An 18,412-nucleotide genomic window follows, 5' to 3' on the forward strand; every position below is an offset into this window, starting at 1 on the left:
CTTATGAAAATAGTTCAGCACTCGGGATTTGTCAGCCTTCATCGAAATAATTGAGACTAATCTTCGCAGATAAAATGAAAGTGCGAGTTTCACGCAGCGTATCACTCCCAAAACCGCACTGTAATCCGTCAAAAAATGGCCACAGTGCGGTTTATCCATACGTTAAAACGTTAAATTAGAAGGTAACATTCACCTTCGCCCAGTAGGTTCTACCCGGCTCGTTTACGGATGTGTTGGCTGAATAACCGAAACTGCTATTACCTGCAAGGTTGAGATGTTCACTGTAAGTGGTGTTAAACAAGTTATCGACACCCGTACTCAGTTTGACGTATTGGTTAACACGATACGCCGCATTAGCCGAGAAAATCGCAAAGCCGGGGCTATTATCAAAGTCTTTTCCGACAACGTTACCTTCGCTAATCGCCACCCTATTTTGCTGACTCACCAGACGCAGCAAACCCGTGCTACTCCAGTTACCTTTTTCCCACGATAATCCCAAGCGCGCTTCCAGCGGAGGAATTTGCGGCAGCGGCCGATGGTCATCCGTATTCTTCGCCCAGGAATACGCCAGACTGGCGTCCGTTTTCCAGCTATCCGTTAATTTATAGCTGAATCCCGTTTCGCCTCCCATGATGGTCGCATTAACATTATCCGCCTCGCTGCTCCTGGCATTCATCGGATCATAGCGGAACAGGATAAAGTCATTAACCCGTCCCGCATAGGCAGAGACCCAACTGCTCAGACGTTCGCCGCTGTACTGCGCGCCAATATCAAGCTGGGTTGTTTTCTCGGTTTTAACATGATCGAACGCACTCTGCGTTCTGCCCGGCCCATAGGTTGGCGAGAAAAGCTCCCAATAATCAGGAAAGCGCTCGGTGTAGCCAACGCCTGCGTACAGCATTACTGGGCTATCGGCCAGCGTATGCTCCACGCGGATAAAACCTGCTGGTAACGTATCGTGCCGTTCGCTCACGCCAGTGCCCGTGTCATTCTCGACCTTGGTTTTATCAATACGCGTTCCCCCTATGACCTTACTCTGCCCTGAGGCCTGCCAGGTAAGTTCGCTGAAGACACCATAGGTGTTAAATTGCGCATCTTTCTTCCAGCCATCATTTCTCCAACGGCGATGCGTATTCGTCTGCATGTCCGCCCCGCTTTTCAGCTCATAATCGGACCATATCCACGTTGCCATCATCCGTCCGCCAACCGTTTTTCTATCCAGTTGACTGGCCATTGGCATGCTCATCATCCCCATACCACCCGGTGAGCGCAGCGTGTAATTATCCATAACGTGATCGGCATAGTTGTAATACACACTCGCCTCAAGCTTATCGAATACGTTCCCTATATTGGATTTCTCGGCACGCAGGCCCAAACTCTCACGCTTAAATTGCGAACCATCCATGCCACGCCCAGCGTAGCGCGCTTCTCCATCCCCTTTGCCTGCGGTCAGCTCCAACAGTGTGTCGCTGTCTGGAGTCCAGCCGAGCGCCACATCCGCATTCCATTTATCCCACTTTGATGCCACGCGTTTTCCATCACCCTCTTTGTAATCGCCCGACTGTGATTTATTACCAATGAGTCGAACATAGCCCTCTTCACTCCCGAATCTGACATCAGCATTTTCATCATGACGATCGTTTGACGCCGCCAGCACACTGGCATTGCCCTGTATTCCCGGCTTATCAAAACGCGGCGGCGTCCGCTCAAATCGCACGGTTCCCGCTGAGTTTCCCGCCCCCCAAAGTACGGTCTGCGGCCCTTTAGTAAAGGTTAACAGGTCATAACTTTCGGGCGAGATGTACGAGCTCGGTGCATCCATACGTGACGGACAAGCGCCCAACATCTCACCATTATTGGAAAGAATACGCAGCCTCGATCCAAACATGCCCCGGAAAACGGGATCGCCATTCGTTCCACCGTTGCGTATTTGCGAGAACCCGGGAATGGTTTTCAGATAATCCGAGCCATCGCTGGCCGGGACAGGCTGTCGCGGGGTTTTCGGCGAGGTCACCAGCGTAAGAGGAGAAGTATCGGGGGCAGTCACCACCATCACGGCATCATCATTCAGCATAGCGTGAGAAGCGGAATGATCGTGATCGCTTTGGGCCATCACGGGTAAAGAGGATAGCGCCACCAGCACCAGAGAAGCGGCGGGCGTGTATACAAATTCAATTTTTTTCATTGTGTTGCCTTACGGTTTCTTATGCCATAACAACATGCGGCAGAACGCCTATGGAGGGATCGCCCGACCATAGGAAGTACGCCGACGGATGTCGTTAATTAAAAGGATTCAAAGCAAAGAAACCGTCGCGGGAGGCGCACGGGCACGCTGTGGGCAATAGGGTCGGAATAACGTTGGGCAAACAAAATTAGGGGAATACGTCGGCCGGTGTGCGGATAATAGCAACCAGAGCAATGGCAATATGACCGAAAGAATGAACGGTAAATGCACAAGAAGCTGGCAGTATCCGCAGGCAATGTCCTCCATCGGCGAAAGACCGACGCTGGACATCATCAGATTATGCGGCGTACTGCCGCGATGACATGTCTCATGATCATCTACGCCATGGTGATGCTGAGACGCAGCAGGCATGTGATGGGCGGATACCTGACAGGCCGATAGCTGCACCAGTGATTTTGAAATCAAGGGGGCAATAAACAGCATCATCATAGAAAAAATGGCTAGGCAGGCTGCTACTCGTTTAATGCTCACGCCAAATAATTCGCTAACGTACCCTATTGATAAGATGGTCGAAGTGTATCGCACTCGCCGCAGAATTGTCTCATTTGGCTCAGAATTACGCGAAGCCGCTCACGAGGCAACATCGTTATTTGTATACCAAACGAGCGCGATATTCATGCCCATCGCCACTGACTCACTGGCTGGGGCATAATTAAGCGTGTATGTGGGGCAATTTTAGTGTGGGCCTCAACATCAAACGCTTTCCAGAAACATGAAGTCAGGTTAGCATTCATGGCAGCAGTCTGGAGATTAGGGTGTGTTTTTGGCGAATACACGCCTAAACATGCTTACTACCGTTTTCTATTTTTTCACGCTAACCCGCGATGAACCATAAATAAGCATGATCGTCGACAAGGCGTCATGCAGTAAATTTTTTATACTTTGAACTTATTTTACACAAGGGAGGAACAAGCATTGCAGCGACTGCAGGTTTCATCGTCACGAATTGATTCCATTGGGTATGACCCACAAACACACACCCTCGAGATAGCGTTTCATAACAAAGATATCTATCAATATGTTGGCGTGCCTGAATCCATCTACAAAAAGTTTATTTCTGACGCTGTCGTCTCTAAAGGCCGTTTCTTTGATGGCGTGATAAAAGATAAGTTTTTATGTCGAAAAAACAAATAGATAAAAATTCAGTAACAGCCGTTTTGCTATTTATCGCCGTCTCTTAACGGCGGTTAAAAGAGTGGTTTTCTACCACACCAATCTGCCATTTCATCCTCAACCCCGTCTTCCAACCTCTCAACTAAAGCTTTGAATATAGGCCTGTAGCCCATCAGTGCCTATTCTAACGCCATATATCAGGCCGTCAGTGATCGAGACACGGATGGCCTCTTAGCGTCATCAACGTTGTCGTTTGCTAAATCATTAAGCAAAAAATCCAGTAAGGTTCGTGTACTGGTCGGTAAATATTTACGTGAACTGTATAACGCATAGACGCCCAGCTCCGGTAATAAATAGTCCGCCAAAATGCGAACCAGTGCGCCGGTGCGAAGATAAGGAGCTGTCGTAAAAGCGGGTAAATGAACGATTCCCCCGCCCGCAAGCGCGGTATGCAAAAGCACCATACTATCATTCGCAGCAAAGTTACCCGTGACATCGACTTCATCCATCGCCAGATTCTCACCGTTAGCCGATGGACTCTGAAAACGCCAGACATTGCCAAAACGCGTGTGGTACAAGCAGTTGTGCTGCCTGAGATCGTCTGGCCGCTGGGGCATTCCATTACGTGCCAAATAATCGGGCGTGGCACAAACGACAGAAGCACATCGGGTCAGCTGGCGTGAAATCACACTCGGATCGAGCTTGTCACCCACATGAATAGCCAGATCAATCCGCTGTTCCACCAGATTCATTGATGCATCCTTCAACACCATTTCGACAGCAACTTTGGGATATTGGGAAGCATAGCGCCTCATCGCATCGGCCAGATAGGATTGACCAAATGAGATACTGCTTGCAACCCGAATCAGGCCGTTAGGCTCCTGGCTCTTACTCTCAAGGGCCGCACTAATATCATCATTCAGAGCTAAAATTTGTCGGCAATACGACAAAATCTCGCTCCCAGCACTGGTCAGCCCCAAACTGCGACTGGAACGATGCAATAACCGGACGCCAAATGATTTTTCCAATGATGCGATATAGCGCGTAGCCATGGCCCGCGAGATATCCAGTTTGTTCGCTGCGGCAGTGAGACTTCCTAACTCAACCACATCAACAAATACCTGCATGGCAACAAAGCGATCCATAAACCCTCATATTGTTCGAAATATGCAACGTTAGTTTGCATTACTTCGTATTTATTCATCCGATTTTTGCAACTATAGTCCGAGTTTTACTATCCAGACAAGAGATAAAGAATGAAAAACCAACGTCTTACGCCCTTGGCCGCTTTCTTACTTTTAATCAGCATGGCTGCTACGGCTCACACATTTCCCTCACAAGGCACAGAAACAAAAGGTACAAAAACAAACAGTCCCGCTACCACCTCACTGACAGGGTGCGGCCCATCCTCAACGATCAACCAACTTTTCAACCAATTTGGAAACAGCGGGAAAATGCCTGCCGAACTTGGGAGTTGGCTGAATGATGCAAAGGCTCAGACTGTCGAACCTTACCAGGCCTTTGATAATGTTTATTATGTCGGCATTTGTTGGGTCTCGGCCTGGCTCATCAAAACCAGCGAAGGCCCAGTGCTCATAGATACGCTGTATGGGGAATTTACAGATCAACTTATCGATAACATTAAAAAAATCGGCGTCGAGCCAGCAGATATCAAAATGGTACTGCTAACACACGGACATTTTGATCATGTAGGCGGCGTATCTAAACTCAAGTCGTTCACCAACGCACGTTTTGTCATGTCTGAGAAAGGATGGAAGGAAGCGCAGGCGGATGCGAACAAAACACAGGGGAAACCTAACGCATGGACAATGCCTGACCCAGCAACCACTGACATTTTGGTCAAAGACGGCAGTGCCTTGGCGGTGGGTGATACCACATTTTACGCCTACATTACCCCTGGACACACTTGGGGAACCACATCTTATGTACTTGATGTCAAAGAGGGGAATAACACCTATCGCGCGATGACTATTGGTGGATTAGGGTTAAATGCTATCGACGGTCCGCAACAGGTTGAGGCCTACATCCGAAGCATTGATCGTATCAAGGCGATGGTGGAAGATGCTAAGCACCCGATTACAGTCCATCTCACCGCCCATCCTTTTAGTAACGGCCAAATTGAAATACAAAATCAGCTGAAAGTACGTCAACCCAACCAACCGCACCCCATGGTGGATGCAGAAGGGCTACTCAAACAGCTGGCTACACTCCGCGCGGGAGCAGTAGAACGACTGGCCGTCGAGCAGGCACGAATTCAAAAATAGACGTTCTTATGATGGCGAAAGATCTTTTAGATTTAGGGTTATTCGCAGAGAAACAGACAATATCAGGACATTTGACCATCGGCAGTGACAGACAGATACAACTGTAAAATGTTGTTCGTTCTAGGCTGTGTCCCGTAACTATTTTTTGTACAATCAATGACATGATTTCACCACAAAAAATTCTTTAATTTGGCTCGTTACGATTTCCCCGATGAAGCATGGGCGCTGATTTATCCCATGCTGCCACCTGAAAGAGGTTCTTCCAGAGGCGGGCGTCCTTACTTTGCTCACAGACATGTCATGAATGGTATATTTTGGGTTCTTTGCTCTGGTGCGCCGTGGCGGGATTTACCTGAGCGTTATGGTCAATGGAAAACTATTTACAACCGCTTTAACCGGTGGTCTAAAGCCGGAGTAATGAACTGTATTTTCAATAAATTACTCCAGATCTTGGATGAAAAAGCGCTGATTGACTGGGATGTTATCGCGCTGGATGGCAGTAACGTTCGCGCCCTGAAAGCGGCGGCCTGTGCGAAAAAAAACATCCCGATGAACGCGAGGACCATGGGCTGGGTCGCTCTCGCGGCGGCTTTGGCACCAAAATCCATCTGGCGACAGATGGCACAGGGTTACCGCTGAGTTTTTGTCTGAGCGGCGGGCAAGCCCACGAAAGCCGGTATGCGGAAACGTTGCTTAATCGGGTCGGGATTATCCGAAGAAGTGGGTATCTGAAATCGCGTCCGAAAGCGGTACTGGCGGATAAGGGTTACTCAAGTAACAGCCTCCGCATTCATTTGAAAATAAAGGGAATAAAAGTGGTGATTCCATTTAAATCGAATGAGAAAGCTAGTCAGGACAGACGTCGGCCCCTCGACAGATGCCTGTACAAAAAACGCAATGTCGTGGAGCGTTGCTTTGCGATACTCAAAGAAAATCGTCGTATCGCTACACGCTCGGAAAAAACAGCCAGAAACTACCTGAGTATGCTAAAGCTGGGGGCGATCAGGTTATTTTTAAAGCGGTTGTTAAGTTAAGGGACACAGCCTAGTGGCTGATGGTCAGAATAAAAGTCAAAATAGTGCATATCTAGCACTGACACAAAAACTATATTAGGAAGAATATTAGGAAAGGGACTTTTAGGCACAAAAAAACCACCTTGCGGTGGCGTATAATATTATATAACTAATTGTTTTTATTAGCTTAAATCAATGGTGCCGGGGCGGGACTTGAAAAACAACCCCATCTTATTGAAAATAAAGACACATCATGAGTGAACATAGTCGATATATCCTCATTTGTATACTCAGTCTTTATCCCTTTACGCCAGCCACTACTCGCCACACAATTCAACAGTGATGGTAAAAATGTTGCGATGCAAAATCTGATGTATGAATAACATCGGTACAACTTCATTCAGCGGTTAGATGCTATCGCGGTTTAATGTAGATAGCAAAACCGTTATCAAGATAGCAAGTGCATTTTTGGCAATCGGGTCACCGTTATCATCAGGTCTGAGATGTTTTAGGTTGCTCCCTGTCCTCCATAAAATCTGAAGTGGCATTTTCAGCAGCAAACCAACTATCCCAGCCCTCCCCCGATGACGTAATAATACGAGAGTGATTGATCGCAGCCGTATCTGCGTCTTTCACATCATCGGTTAATGAGTCTGTTTTTGAGGTACAGCTATTCCCTTTTCTCATCATCGCCCTTCTCCCGCCAAACGATACGTGACCCACAACATGCCGCATCCCCTTTTACATTACCAGATGCGGCGCGATGGATAACCTCCATCCTGCCCCCTAGCCTGTCGATAATCACCTTGCCGCCAACATCCCTGGAAAATATTTGGCAATAATATCGTTCATCTGATCGATCAAGTCAGAACGTTTAAAGGTGAGATGCCCAGTACCTTTCTGAAAGTAACGCACGCTAAAGAACTCATCCTCGTATTCCTGCTCGTGAGGATTATCGCGGATATGGTCCATTAGCCGGATGGTGACATCGACACGGTTGTCGGGGATCGGTTTACCATCCAGCAGATACAGCATACGCTCTAGATCGGCCAGTTGATCGCGTCGCCAGCCCCAGTTCAGTCCAAAGCCCCAGCGGTTATATGTCACCAGATTGCTGATGATGATTTTCTTGCCAAAGTAGCAAGGGTGATTGGTTTTGTAATCCCAGGACAGCCCTTTGAATACATTGATCACCCCGCGCTCGAATACCTCCTGTTTACTCTGGTGAAGTTGCTCAAACGTGCTGAGTATATTGGCTTCGCTGATAGCCGGTAGCTCACCCTCATCCAGATTTTTATGCCACTGGCTACGCGCTTCGGCATCCATCAGCGACAGCATGCCGGATTTCAGCATCAGGTCGCGCCAGATATTACGATCCAGTGTGCGGGTAATGGCAGGCATCGCTTTGCCAGGTGTTTCTGTCAGCCAGCAGTCGTAGCGATGCCCTTGCTTTAACGCCCAGTCTTCAGCGGTGCCGCCACCAATAGTCGCTGTTAGTGTTGAAATAGCCTGTAGCTGGTTGAGGAGCTGTTCTATCTGTTGCAGCGCGGTATCACGTCCGGTAACGATACGTTCGATATTGGTCGAGCAAATCAGCTCGGTGTGTTCGGTCAAAACCTCGGGTTCAATTTGCATCATTTGTGGTCCATAGATAAAAGCAAATGCGCCAGCCGGTAAGGGCTGGCGCATTATGCATCGGGGAGAAGGATAAACAGGTTTGGTGCGATGTGACTGGAAAGCCGCTCGCAATCTTTATGCCTTGAGCAAGCCGGTAGCGCGCCTGGCACGGAGAATATCAACGGCGGTAAGAAACGGCGATTGCTCCTGCCAGTTAAAGCCGTTGCGATCGATGCGCACCAGTTCGTATTTCTCCACCAGAAAATTGACGGCATTGACCAGCGTGACGCCAGCATCGATATGCGCCTGAATTACGTTTTCCTCACAGAACGGTGTGTCGTTCAGCGTCAGGCCGTAGTGCTTTTCCAGCAGGTAGGTCAGGAGTTGTTGCCAGACGGCTATAGGTGACGCGCAGGATTGATCCTCCCGTGACGGGATTGCAGGTGATGTTTGCATGGGAATACTCTCTACAGGTTAGGTCGATAAAATCAGGAAAATGCTCAGAATGGGAGAGAAGTTGCAGGTTATTCTGCTGCTGCCGAAGAGGGATAGGTAACAATATACACGTAGCCAAAACTGCCCAACGTATCGGCTTCACAGGTCCATTCGTTGCAATACAACGTGATGCAACCCTGCTGACGGTGATTCAGTTCCCCCATGTGTAGCTTCTGTTCCAACAGCTTAATTAGCTCAGGGAAGCAACGTTCCAGACTTTGGGCTTCTGTTTTGCTAAACGTACCGACAATGCTGGCACGGTCTGCCAGATAGTGCAGACGGTTACCTTCCTGCACCAGTCTGGCTCCGAATCGCGGCGTGACGGCACGTTTTAGTCCCCATTCAGGGGTATCCGGTGATGGCATGATTGTTTCCTTATAAAAGAGCGGTAATAAATGTGATCATCACAACCAGCCACGTTCAGCGAATGACACTACCTCAGCACCGCCGACAACCAGATGATCGAGGACTCTGACGTCGAGTTGTGACAGTGATTCCTTCAGCTTGTCGGTGATATGGCGGTCAGCCTGACTGGGCTCGGCACAGCCGGAAGGATGATTGTGTGCCAGTATCACGGCGGCGGCATTATGGCGCAGTGAGGCTTTGAGGATTTCACGCGGATGCACTTCGGTACTGTTGATACCACCCAGCGCGATAACTTCCTTTTCTATCAGACGGTGTTGGTTATCCAGGTACAGCACCATAAAGACTTCACGCTCCAGACTGCTGAGTTCCAGCATTAACCAGCTTTTGGTGTCCTCAGAGGTTTTGAACTGTCGCGCATTTTTACGCACGCGTTTTTCCAACAGGCACAACGCCATCTGGATGATGCGTTGCTCTCTGGACGCAATACTGCCTGCCAATGAATTGCATGACATGGTGATTCCTTATCTAAACGATGGATGATGAAAAAGAAGGGTGAAATGGATGACAAGAGCACAATAAATACAATGCCTCGCACAGGCGCACGAGGCATCGGAACCGTGAATAAGGTCAGTCGTTATTCCATCTGGAATTCCCATATGCCCTGATCGGTCTCGACAATAATTTCAAGGACATTACAGGCGGCTCCCCAGTTTTTTGACTTAAACGTCGTTTCAAAAGTGCTGCCGAAGCGGAGTCGAACGGGCTTCCAGGATGCTTCGGAAAGGTGCTGGCAATTTCCCCGATTAACCACAATGTCTTTGACAACGACAGAATCTGTCAACGCTGTCACGGATATCCTTGGATAATAGGGACCGGCATACCAATTTCCTGAGGCAATACGGGTTTGCACTCTGACAGGCGCTTTTTCTGCAAAAACGCTTAGCGAACACAATCCCAGACAGAGCGCGACAAATGCTTTTTTCATGATATTTTCCTTTACTCGACAGGCTCGAAGCCTTCCGATGACCAGAGGCGGTGACACTCAACGATGGCTGAATGTCAGCGTGTCCTTTTTGCCGTTGTAGTGAGTGAGGTTAAGCGTGGTGTTGTTGGCATCATGGGTACTGTCAACCTTCACGATTTCACTGCAATCCTTGAGGTCAATCGCCTTGATTTCAGGCGCGGGATTCGTTTTATCGACGGCATACCAGCTCCCTGCCGGGCAGGCCATCCCGGCACTTTGCGTCAGAAAGGCGTAATACGGCGTATCGGTCAGACGGGTATAAAGGCTGGCGGTATCCGCGCCCTGAACCAGCACATCTTTACCGCTGTCACCGCAATTCCGGCAGAAAAGCTGGTCCTGCGTGTTTCTCAGTACTTGTGCCTGATACGCCAGAACCTGGTTATTCATCTGGAAACGGTTTTTCTCTCCATTCTTCCAGGTGACAGTGAGCAGCATGTTGTTTTTGTTTTCCGTCACCGATACCTTCGCTACAGCCGATAAATCAGAGCGGTCATCGTCAAACTCAATAAAGTGAACGGTGGGCAACGCGGCATATTTATCGATGTAATAAAAATCGGGTGTCCGGTTAGCGGTGTAAGCAGGAATGGCATCATTCAGCAGGATGGTATAGCGCGTCATGTCCCATAACTTGCTGTACTGATCCGTTTTATTTTTATAGCCCTGTGGATAGTCAGAAATAAAGAAACTGTCTTTCCTGTCGGGTCCACAGAGATGGCAAACCATATGCCCTTCGCTGTCGGTGATAATTTGCGGTTCATTGTCAGCAGGCTTTGCCTGTACAGACAGAATGGGAAGAACCATCAGGGAGGCCAGCAGCATTCCGCTGCATGGCAGTGCAGGTTGTGTTTTCATTGTGGTTTTCCTTCGGAAGGGCTCTCGGTTAAAAACCGGCCCATCCGCCAACGGTATTGATGATAAAAAGCAGGCAGGCCATAAAAATCACCAGCGTGATATACCAGCGCATAAAGCGGCCAAACAGCTTCAACAGCGTTCGCATATTATTTTTCTCTGCAAATCAGGTAATACAGCAATCCGGCCAGTAACGGGTCGATGACCATCCCCAAAATGAACCAGCCCCAGAACGAGCGACCGCTGCTGGATGCCACGCATCCCAACACGATTGCCAGCCCCACCCAAAGCAGTAACAACGGCATCATTGCCCTCCAGACGCATACGCGTTACATGAACATGTTATTGATTCGTAAAAGTAAAAAATCCTCAGAATGGAATGTCGATTTTATAGCGGGGAGAAATGGCGGTATAACAAATCAATTCGATCGGTTCGATCGACAAAATCGATCGGTGACGATAAAGAAAGCTGATGGGAAGCAGCAAAAATGTTAGTCGAAGAAGAAAGACCACACGGCATTTGCCACTCTGGCAACGGAATGGGTGACGCCATGCAGCACCTGTTTTGCTACCTGAGGCAACGGCGCATGGTCAATAACCCAATCCACCGCACTGACTACCGTGTCGGAAAACCCAGCCTTGGCCTGCTGTATCGCGCTTTCGGTTTGGTGCTCAGCACGTAAATGAGGAATGACCGGACTGCGAGCCTGCTTTGGGAGAAGGGTTATCATCGCCTCCACCATCTTTCCCAGTTGATAACGGCCTTTAACGGAAAGCGGTAAAATGTTCTCTGCCACGATACCGAGTTGTTGCCCGATAGCCGCCCGCTTTTGTGCCATATGTTCCCGTTGCCTGGATGATGGCTGTGCAGAGGCCCAGTGCCATTCCTCGCTCGGTTCAATCTTGTCGACCTGATTGAGCAGCCAGAGTATCGGCGTGTGCTTACCGTTCACAGAGCCGAACACATCCCGATAAAACTGCTCCTCGGCAGAATAGGCGCGGTCATCCGCCTTCAATACCCACAGCACCATATCCAGCTCCGGCAACAGGGATTGATACAGTGCGCGATATTCCTCATCCCGCTGCTGGCTCTCACCGACACCCGGTAAATCAACCAGCGTAAGATAATGACGCCCAAAACGCAGACGAATACGTTGTGGCTCACGGGTACAGGCTGCGACAGCATTCACTGCACAGACTTCGCTGCGAAACAGCGCATTGCATAAGCTCGATTTTCCGACGCCGGTTTTGCCCATAATGCCAATCACCGGTTCATAGGTGACCAGTTGGGTCAGCTCCTGCATAAGAGCGTGACGTAACGAACGGGGATAGCGCCGCAGATGGCGGCGGATCAGGGAATAACCTGACGATTTTTTCATATCAGCCTCAGAATGAAAAAGGCCATCCGGGATGGATGGCCTGATGAATTGAAATAGGGGCAACTCAATGAGGTGATATATAACTGAGATTTTTTTTAGTTTTTCTGATTCAGTTCTGCCCATGCTTTTTCTATCAGAAATTCGATCACATCAGCCCTATTACGGTTAAAACGCTTCTCAAGTTTTACCAGCGTTTTTTTAGAACTTTCAGAAATACGAATATTGACCGGTGCTTTGGTGGCAACTTTCTTACGATGCTTCATATTTGCATAGCGTTTTCGCAACGTATTCAGGAAAAGTTGTTTTTCTGCTGGTTCTTCATTCCAGAGATAATATATTGCAGGAATGGCAAAAGCCTGCATCTCAGGAATAATGTTGATATCTCTGAAATCCCTAAATATGCGACGTTCCGAAAAAAATTGTTCCATTATCCATTCAATATTTTCTTTTCCTGCATCAACCATCCATGAAAAATCCTTTCTGAACCTTTTTTTGTTCTTTAAGTAATCATCTTTTATTTCAGATGTAATTGAGTCATTTCTGTTTGTCCGGGTCAGCAATATATCGAGAATGGACAATATAGCCAGATAACATTGCTCAGGCGTATCAGGTATCGCCGAAGGTAAATGCTCACCAATAAGCCAGAGATGTCTTCTTCGACGAAAACAATATTGAGGGTATGCATCCTCCGCGTCTTCAGAGTAGAAAGTCACATATTCTTTTATTAACCGTAACCAAAAATACATACAACCATACTGATCTTGCTTAATCCATACCAGTTGTGATTCATCGACGCTATGCTCACGGTAAATTGCGCTATACCGGAGCACATGTTTTGTAATGCGCGTAGCTCCGTAACTCTCCTGCACATCGGCATCAATAATACTGTTTATCTTATCATTAATCAGTTGCACATTTTTCTGTATGCCGAATGAAAATCGTCTTGCCTCTTCTGAATGCCCCATCCTCCAGAGAAGATAAACCCCCTCCCTAATGGACTTAACTTCAATATACCTAACCATCTTCCATCCTTACCGCTGGTGTCTTCATTGTTTAATGAAACTACTACAAACATCATCAAAAAACTGTGATTCATGATACTAAAATCAGGTCATCTAAAAGCATGGAAAAGGCATGTTTTCTTGCGAATTACTGATACATACAGTAGTGTTTTTTAGGTTATTTATGTATGATTCATAACAGATATCATACAATTTTATTGCAAGTAAAATCCATAAAATCAAATGCTTATGGATTTACAATAAACTTATTTCATGTGCTAATTTAGTACTTTTTGATTGATTTATGCAAGCGTGGATATGAACCGGCCTCATGACATGAGGGTGATTCGTCGCTGATGTGGTTCATTAAGGAATAAAGTATTATTTAATAAATCCAGTCATCACTGCTAGATAAATACTAGCATCATTCACTTAGTGAATAGACGCATTATTAAAAAACATTCAAACCCGGACATGTGGCTATAAAAAACGTCTGGCATACTCCATGCATAATTAAAAATTAACGCACTGAATCATTATCATGAGATAAATTCACCGAAATAGAAATCATGAAAAAACGTCAGTGTAAAAGCATCAATCCAAACTATCAGCATGACATGCATCTGAACCAAAAACTTAGAGCACATCAGGAGATGTTGTTCCTGCGCTACTCAAAGCTACTGATGTTGCGCATAGACTTTGCATATATTAAAACGAGTTACGAATTTAAACACTCAGATAAAAATACCATTGTAGGAGATATGGTTAAGTTACTCCAACAAAGCGTGAGTATAAGAGGACTTGTAGGGTACGTGTGGGTACTGGAGTATACCGAAGTTCATGGCTTTCATATCCATGCAGCATTTTATCTTAACGGCCAGAAACACCGTAAGACATGGAATACGTTTCTTTCTGTAGCTGAACTCTGGGATGATATTACCGATGATGCGGGTTATACGCATTGGTGTAACCCCCGGGAATATTATGACGTACGGGGTGAGCGAGTTACCTCTTGGGACAACAATACTGGTCGAGACGATATGCTATATATTCTGAGTTATCTCAGTAAAAAGGCTCAGAAGACAGACAGAATTATTTTTCAGTGCAGCGATATTCCTTCCCAATGTAAAAGTGGAGGACGCAACAGAAACAAAAGTCGCTCTCATTTGTAAAAAATTATTCCGCTGGTGAATCATTTGAAGGAGTTCGCCAATTTCCATTTTCCGGCTCCTTCTCCATTCACTTGAGGAGAAAAAACGATGAGCGCCACTACCGATTACCGCCTTCTTAACGACCAGTTCGTCGATATGACCTTCATCACCCAGTTGACCGGACTAACCGACAAATGGTTTTACAAGCTGATTCAACTGGGTGAATTTCCGAAGCCGATTAAGCTAGGTCGTAGTTCTCGCTGGCTGCAAAGTGAAGTCGAAACCTGGTTACAGCAACGTATCGATCAATCTCGCCAGTAGTCACGTCTTCATTCCCCTCTTGTTTTACTAAAACGCGAATAGAAGATCGCCATCCGATTCCATGGAGAACATCGGCTGTCTGTTATTCAGCATGTTGGAGACTTTTCTAAATGACACGTAATACGACGCTATCCACGTTGCTGGATAAGTACCAAAGCCATCTTGACGACAGTGCTGCGCACGCCATCCATCAGGGTATCAGTACGCGAAAAATTCATACTTTTCACCGGTTGAGCCTGACGGCAGTTTCCCTGCCAGACCAGCATAAGGCGCATCTGATTGTCCCCGCGAAACTAATGCAGAAATCAAGAGTATCGCGTATTGAGGTTGCCAGCAGAGCCATTCTGCCAGTGGAAACCAGCCGCTACCTTCAACGGTATCCGATGCTGGGCGGTATTCTGATCAGTGAATGTGACCGGCTGCATCTGGATGAATTGGGTGACAGCCTTCAGCGGTTATTTGATCGGGAAAATGAACCCGGCATTCAGGAAACGTTAACATTACTGTGCTGGTCAGAGCTGCTTAACGGCCTGTCTTATCGTGAATGGACATCACTGGCTGATAAAACCGACAGACAGATTCAGGGGTGGATTAAGACCCTTCTGCGCACTCAGCCAGCACGTCGGGCAATGATTGACGAATACGTTTTCTTCGCCTGCTTTGGTTACTGGAGGGATTATTACCCTGCTTGATATTGATAAATTTATGAGGATATCCTCCCCATTCATCGTCAATACCTTCCGAATAGACTACCGTCTCACACACTTAACTCAAACTTTCAGCATAACTGCGCATTCTGTGCAACTTCTTGCTCACTTTCTGGTGGAAATCACTTTTTGCGCAATGGATGCCGTTTTTTCGCGAGGTCTGCGCAACTTCTTGCTCAAATTTGACTTAGGAAAAATTTAACTTAAGTGATTATTTAGTAAAAACAATGAGATAAAAATTGGCACGGAGATTGCTATACAGAACGTGACGTTATTCAACTCGTTCAACAACAAGGAGCAAGACTATGCCAACTCCATGCTATATCAGCATCGAAGGGAAAACGCAGGGCAACATCACCGCTGGGGCCTTCACCTCTGACTCTGTCGGCAATATCTACGTGCAGGGCCACGAAGACGAGATGTTGGTACAGGAATTCAAACACGTGGTTACCGTACCCACCGACCCGCAATCCGGTCAGCCATCCGGCCAGCGCGTACACAAGCCGTTCAAGTTCACCGTCGCGCTGAACAAAGCCGTACCACTGATGTACAACTCTCTGGCATCCGGAGAAATGCTGCCGACCGTGACTCTGAAATGGTATCGCACCTCAGTGGAAGGGAAACAGGAGCACTTCTTCTCTACCGTGCTGACCGATGCCACCATCGTCGACATCGACTGCAAAATGCCACACTGTCAGGACCCATCAAAACTGGATTACACCCAGCTAATCGAAGTGTCGCTGGCCTACCGCAAAATTGATTGGGAGCACACGGTTGCCGGGACTTCCGGCTCTGATGACTGGCGTGCACCGGTCGAAGCGTAATCCGTCTGTCTCTAACCCGGCCCTGTGCCGGGTTTTCTGCGTGCACTGTCCTGAGGTCTGATTCTCCCAGACCTGAGTGCAGACAACACGGTGTTCATCACGGGAAACGAGGGAATAAACGTGGCAAACAGTACAGGATTACAATTCACGGTAAAGGTCGGTGCATTGCCCGCCTCGACGTTTGCCGTGGTGGATTTTCAGCTCAGCGAGGCCCTTAACCAGCCGTTTGCCCTGTCGCTGAATTTGGCGAGTGCCTTGTCGGATGTCGATTTTGGCGCCGTACTCGACCAGCCGTGCGAACTGCTGGTGTGGTACGAAGGCGAACTGAAACGGCGCGTCAGTGGGATTATCAGCGCATTCGCCCAGGGCGACACCGGCTTTCGCCGCACACGCTATCAGGCAGAGGTTCGCCCGGCGCTGTGGCGGCTGGGACTGCGTACCAATGCCCGCCTCTTCCAGGCACAAAAACCGGAGGCCATTATCGGTACGTTGCTGGAAGAGTCTGGCATTACCGATTATGCCTTTGCGCTGCGTCACGACCACGCCCCGCGCGAATACTGCGTACAGTATCGTGAGAGTGATTTGGCGTTTGTCACCCGTCTGGCAGCGGAAGAAGGGCTGTACTTCTTCCATGAGTTTGAAGACGGCAAGCACCGCGTCGTCTTTGCGGATGATACCGGGGCGCTCAGCAAAGGCCCTGAGCTATTCTTCAACCTCGCCACGCAGGGACTGAGCGAAGGCGAGTATGTCCGCCGTTTCCGCTACGCCGAAGCCGTCAGTACCGCCGAAGTCGCCCTCAAGGATTACAGCTTCAAAACCCCCGCCTACGGCCTGCTGCACAGCAAGATGAGCGGCGAATTAGCGCACCAGCGCGAAAGCTACCAGCACTTCGACTACCCCGGCCGGTTCAAGCAAGATCCGAGCGGCAAGTCTTTTACCGGCTACCGGCTGGATGCGTTACGCGCGAATGCGATGACCGGCTCGGGTGAATCCAATGCCGCCATGCTGATGCCCGGCAACAGTTTTACCTTAACCGAACACCCCAACCCCGCGCTCAATACCGGCTGGCAGTTGGTGGCCATTACCCACAGCGGGCAACAGCCACAAGCGCTGGAAGAAGAAAGTGGCGGTGAACCGACCACCTACAGCAACAGCTTCGAGGTCATCAGCGCCAAAAGCACCTGGCGTGCCGACCTGCCGTACAAGCCGATGGTGGATGGTCCGCAGATTGCCACCGTGGTGGGCCCCGCTGGTGAGGAAATCTACTGTGACGAATATGGCCGCATCAAATTGCAATTCCCGTGGGACCGCTACGGCTCCAGTGACGACCAGAGCTCCTGCTGGGTACGGGTCAGCCAGGGCTGGGCGGGCGGCCAATATGGCCTGATAGCCATCCCGCGCATCGGCCATGAGGTCATTGTCAGCTTCCTTGAAGGCGACCCGGACCAGCCGATTGTCACGGGCAGAACGTTTCACGCCACCAATCCGTCGCCGTATACGTTGCCGGAGCATAAGACCAAGATGGTGCTCCGCTCCGACACGCATCAGGGAGACGGTTATAACGAACTGTCTTTTGAAGACGAGTCAGGGCGGGAGAACATCCATCTTCACGCCCAGAAAGACATGTCGGTCAAGATATTGCACGACATGACGACGCGGGTCGATGCCAGCAAGGTGGAAAGTATCGGCGATAATCGCAGTACCGAAATCGGTCAACACCACCAGCACCGGGTAGGCGGCAATATGAACCTGACAATAGGCGGTCAGGGGCTCGGGTTGCTGGGTGGGTTGTTCAGCCTGATGGCCAACAGCGGCAAATTCATGAAAAAGGAATCGACCAAAGTGGGTGAGCCCGGTGTGGAGCAGTTCGCCGATGATATCAATAAGGTGGGCACAGCGGCAGAAACGTTATCATTGACGGCGGGAAAATCGTTTACCGACGCCGGCGGATTCAAAAGCAAAGCCGGGCTGGATTTGGCCTCAAAAGGCACCTCACTGGCCGGACTGCTTTCCAGCCTGATG

The 18,412-nt window shown here is 48.7% G+C and carries 20 protein-coding genes and 1 pseudogene; 8 read left to right on the forward strand and 13 right to left on the reverse strand.

Annotated elements, in window-relative coordinates:
• Positions 1-175: 175 nt before the first annotated feature.
• Entirely contained in the window at positions 176-2,185 is a 2,010-nt protein-coding gene (locus DUT67_RS13545; protein ID WP_113625666.1) for a TonB-dependent copper receptor, read from the reverse strand.
• A 108-nt stretch (positions 2,186-2,293) separates the two neighbouring features.
• On the reverse strand, positions 2,294-2,674 hold the full coding sequence (locus tag DUT67_RS13550; RefSeq protein ID WP_368350142.1) for a DUF2946 domain-containing protein: 381 nt from the start codon (positions 2,672-2,674) through the stop codon (positions 2,294-2,296).
• A 486-nt stretch (positions 2,675-3,160) separates the two neighbouring features.
• On the opposite strand from DUT67_RS13550, the gene DUT67_RS13555 reads away from it, so the two are divergent.
• Positions 3,161-3,379, forward strand: a complete 219-nt coding sequence (locus tag DUT67_RS13555; RefSeq protein ID WP_048260990.1) for a KTSC domain-containing protein — start codon at positions 3,161-3,163, stop codon at positions 3,377-3,379.
• Between the two features lie 176 nt (positions 3,380-3,555).
• Here DUT67_RS13555 and DUT67_RS13560 read toward each other — a convergent pair whose 3' ends face one another.
• Positions 3,556-4,503 carry a LysR family transcriptional regulator gene (locus DUT67_RS13560; protein WP_048260992.1) on the reverse strand — a complete coding sequence of 316 codons (948 nt, stop codon included), beginning with the start codon at positions 4,501-4,503 and terminating at the stop codon, positions 3,556-3,558.
• Positions 4,504-4,614: 111 nt separating this feature from the next.
• Between DUT67_RS13560 and blaCAR the strand changes: the two genes are divergently transcribed.
• Entirely contained in the window at positions 4,615-5,643 is a 1,029-nt protein-coding gene (gene blaCAR / locus DUT67_RS13565) for a CAR family subclass B3 metallo-beta-lactamase (protein WP_113631695.1), read from the forward strand.
• 189 nt (positions 5,644-5,832) lie between these two features.
• Positions 5,833-6,677 (forward strand): IS5 family transposase gene (locus DUT67_RS13570; RefSeq protein ID WP_113625663.1). Its coding sequence is split into 2 segments (ribosomal slippage): positions 5,833-6,172 and positions 6,172-6,677, totalling 846 coding nucleotides; the frame shifts between segments, so codons are not numbered across the junction.
• A 471-nt stretch (positions 6,678-7,148) separates the two neighbouring features.
• On the opposite strand, the gene DUT67_RS13575 is transcribed toward DUT67_RS13570, so the two are convergent.
• The 10 genes from DUT67_RS13575 to DUT67_RS13620 form a co-directional block, all read right to left on the reverse strand.
• Positions 7,149-7,346, reverse strand: a complete 198-nt coding sequence (locus DUT67_RS13575) for an AbrB/MazE/SpoVT family DNA-binding domain-containing protein (protein ID WP_113631696.1) — start codon at positions 7,344-7,346, stop codon at positions 7,149-7,151.
• 111 nt (positions 7,347-7,457) lie between these two features.
• Positions 7,458-8,291 carry a DUF4942 domain-containing protein gene (locus DUT67_RS13580; RefSeq protein ID WP_113631814.1) on the reverse strand — a complete coding sequence of 278 codons (834 nt, stop codon included), beginning with the start codon at positions 8,289-8,291 and terminating at the stop codon, positions 7,458-7,460.
• Between the two features lie 117 nt (positions 8,292-8,408).
• Positions 8,409-8,729, reverse strand: a complete 321-nt coding sequence (locus tag DUT67_RS13585; protein WP_113631697.1) for a TA system toxin CbtA family protein — start codon at positions 8,727-8,729, stop codon at positions 8,409-8,411.
• A gap of 68 nt (positions 8,730-8,797) precedes the next feature.
• Complete coding sequence (locus DUT67_RS13590) at positions 8,798-9,133, reverse strand: type IV toxin-antitoxin system YeeU family antitoxin (RefSeq protein ID WP_113631698.1); 336 nt, start codon at positions 9,131-9,133, stop codon at positions 8,798-8,800.
• 39 nt (positions 9,134-9,172) lie between these two features.
• The gene (gene radC, locus DUT67_RS13595) at positions 9,173-9,646 is read right to left on the reverse strand and encodes a DNA repair protein RadC (protein ID WP_113631699.1); all 474 of its coding nucleotides are present in this window, start codon (positions 9,644-9,646) and stop codon (positions 9,173-9,175) included.
• A 122-nt stretch (positions 9,647-9,768) separates the two neighbouring features.
• A complete protein-coding gene (locus tag DUT67_RS13600) occupies positions 9,769-10,119 on the reverse strand; it encodes a hypothetical protein (RefSeq protein ID WP_113631700.1) in 351 nt (116 codons plus the stop codon).
• Between the two features lie 57 nt (positions 10,120-10,176).
• Complete coding sequence (locus tag DUT67_RS13605; protein WP_113631701.1) at positions 10,177-11,010, reverse strand: hypothetical protein; 834 nt, start codon at positions 11,008-11,010, stop codon at positions 10,177-10,179.
• A 146-nt stretch (positions 11,011-11,156) separates the two neighbouring features.
• Positions 11,157-11,315 (reverse strand): hypothetical protein, encoded by a 159-nt coding sequence (locus DUT67_RS13610; RefSeq protein WP_155242703.1) that lies wholly within the window; start codon positions 11,313-11,315, stop codon positions 11,157-11,159.
• Between the two features lie 183 nt (positions 11,316-11,498).
• On the reverse strand, positions 11,499-12,386 hold the full coding sequence (locus DUT67_RS13615) for a GTPase family protein (RefSeq protein ID WP_113631702.1): 888 nt from the start codon (positions 12,384-12,386) through the stop codon (positions 11,499-11,501).
• Positions 12,387-12,481: 95 nt separating this feature from the next.
• Positions 12,482-13,408, reverse strand: a complete 927-nt coding sequence (locus tag DUT67_RS13620; protein WP_113631703.1) for a hypothetical protein — start codon at positions 13,406-13,408, stop codon at positions 12,482-12,484.
• A gap of 548 nt (positions 13,409-13,956) precedes the next feature.
• Here DUT67_RS13620 and DUT67_RS13625 point away from each other — a divergent pair.
• From DUT67_RS13625 to DUT67_RS13645, 5 genes and pseudogenes are all read left to right on the forward strand, one after another.
• Positions 13,957-14,559: an inovirus-type Gp2 protein gene (locus DUT67_RS13625; RefSeq protein ID WP_113631704.1), complete on the forward strand. Its 603-nt coding sequence runs from the start codon at positions 13,957-13,959 to the stop codon at positions 14,557-14,559.
• An 87-nt stretch (positions 14,560-14,646) separates the two neighbouring features.
• Positions 14,647-14,859 carry an AlpA family transcriptional regulator gene (locus DUT67_RS13630; RefSeq protein ID WP_005974456.1) on the forward strand — a complete coding sequence of 71 codons (213 nt, stop codon included), beginning with the start codon at positions 14,647-14,649 and terminating at the stop codon, positions 14,857-14,859.
• Between the two features lie 110 nt (positions 14,860-14,969).
• Positions 14,970-15,551 carry a hypothetical protein gene (locus DUT67_RS13635; protein ID WP_113631705.1) on the forward strand — a complete coding sequence of 194 codons (582 nt, stop codon included), beginning with the start codon at positions 14,970-14,972 and terminating at the stop codon, positions 15,549-15,551.
• 320 nt (positions 15,552-15,871) lie between these two features.
• Complete coding sequence (locus DUT67_RS13640; protein WP_113631706.1) at positions 15,872-16,390, forward strand: Hcp family type VI secretion system effector; 519 nt, start codon at positions 15,872-15,874, stop codon at positions 16,388-16,390.
• Positions 16,391-16,510: 120 nt separating this feature from the next.
• A pseudogene (locus DUT67_RS13645) lies at positions 16,511-18,079 on the forward strand (type VI secretion system tip protein VgrG); the annotation flags it as partial.
• Positions 18,080-18,412 lie beyond the last annotated feature (333 nt).

The sequence above is a fragment of the Pectobacterium peruviense genome, from assembly GCF_003312355.2.
Taxonomy (GTDB): domain Bacteria; phylum Pseudomonadota; class Gammaproteobacteria; order Enterobacterales; family Enterobacteriaceae; genus Pectobacterium; species Pectobacterium peruviense.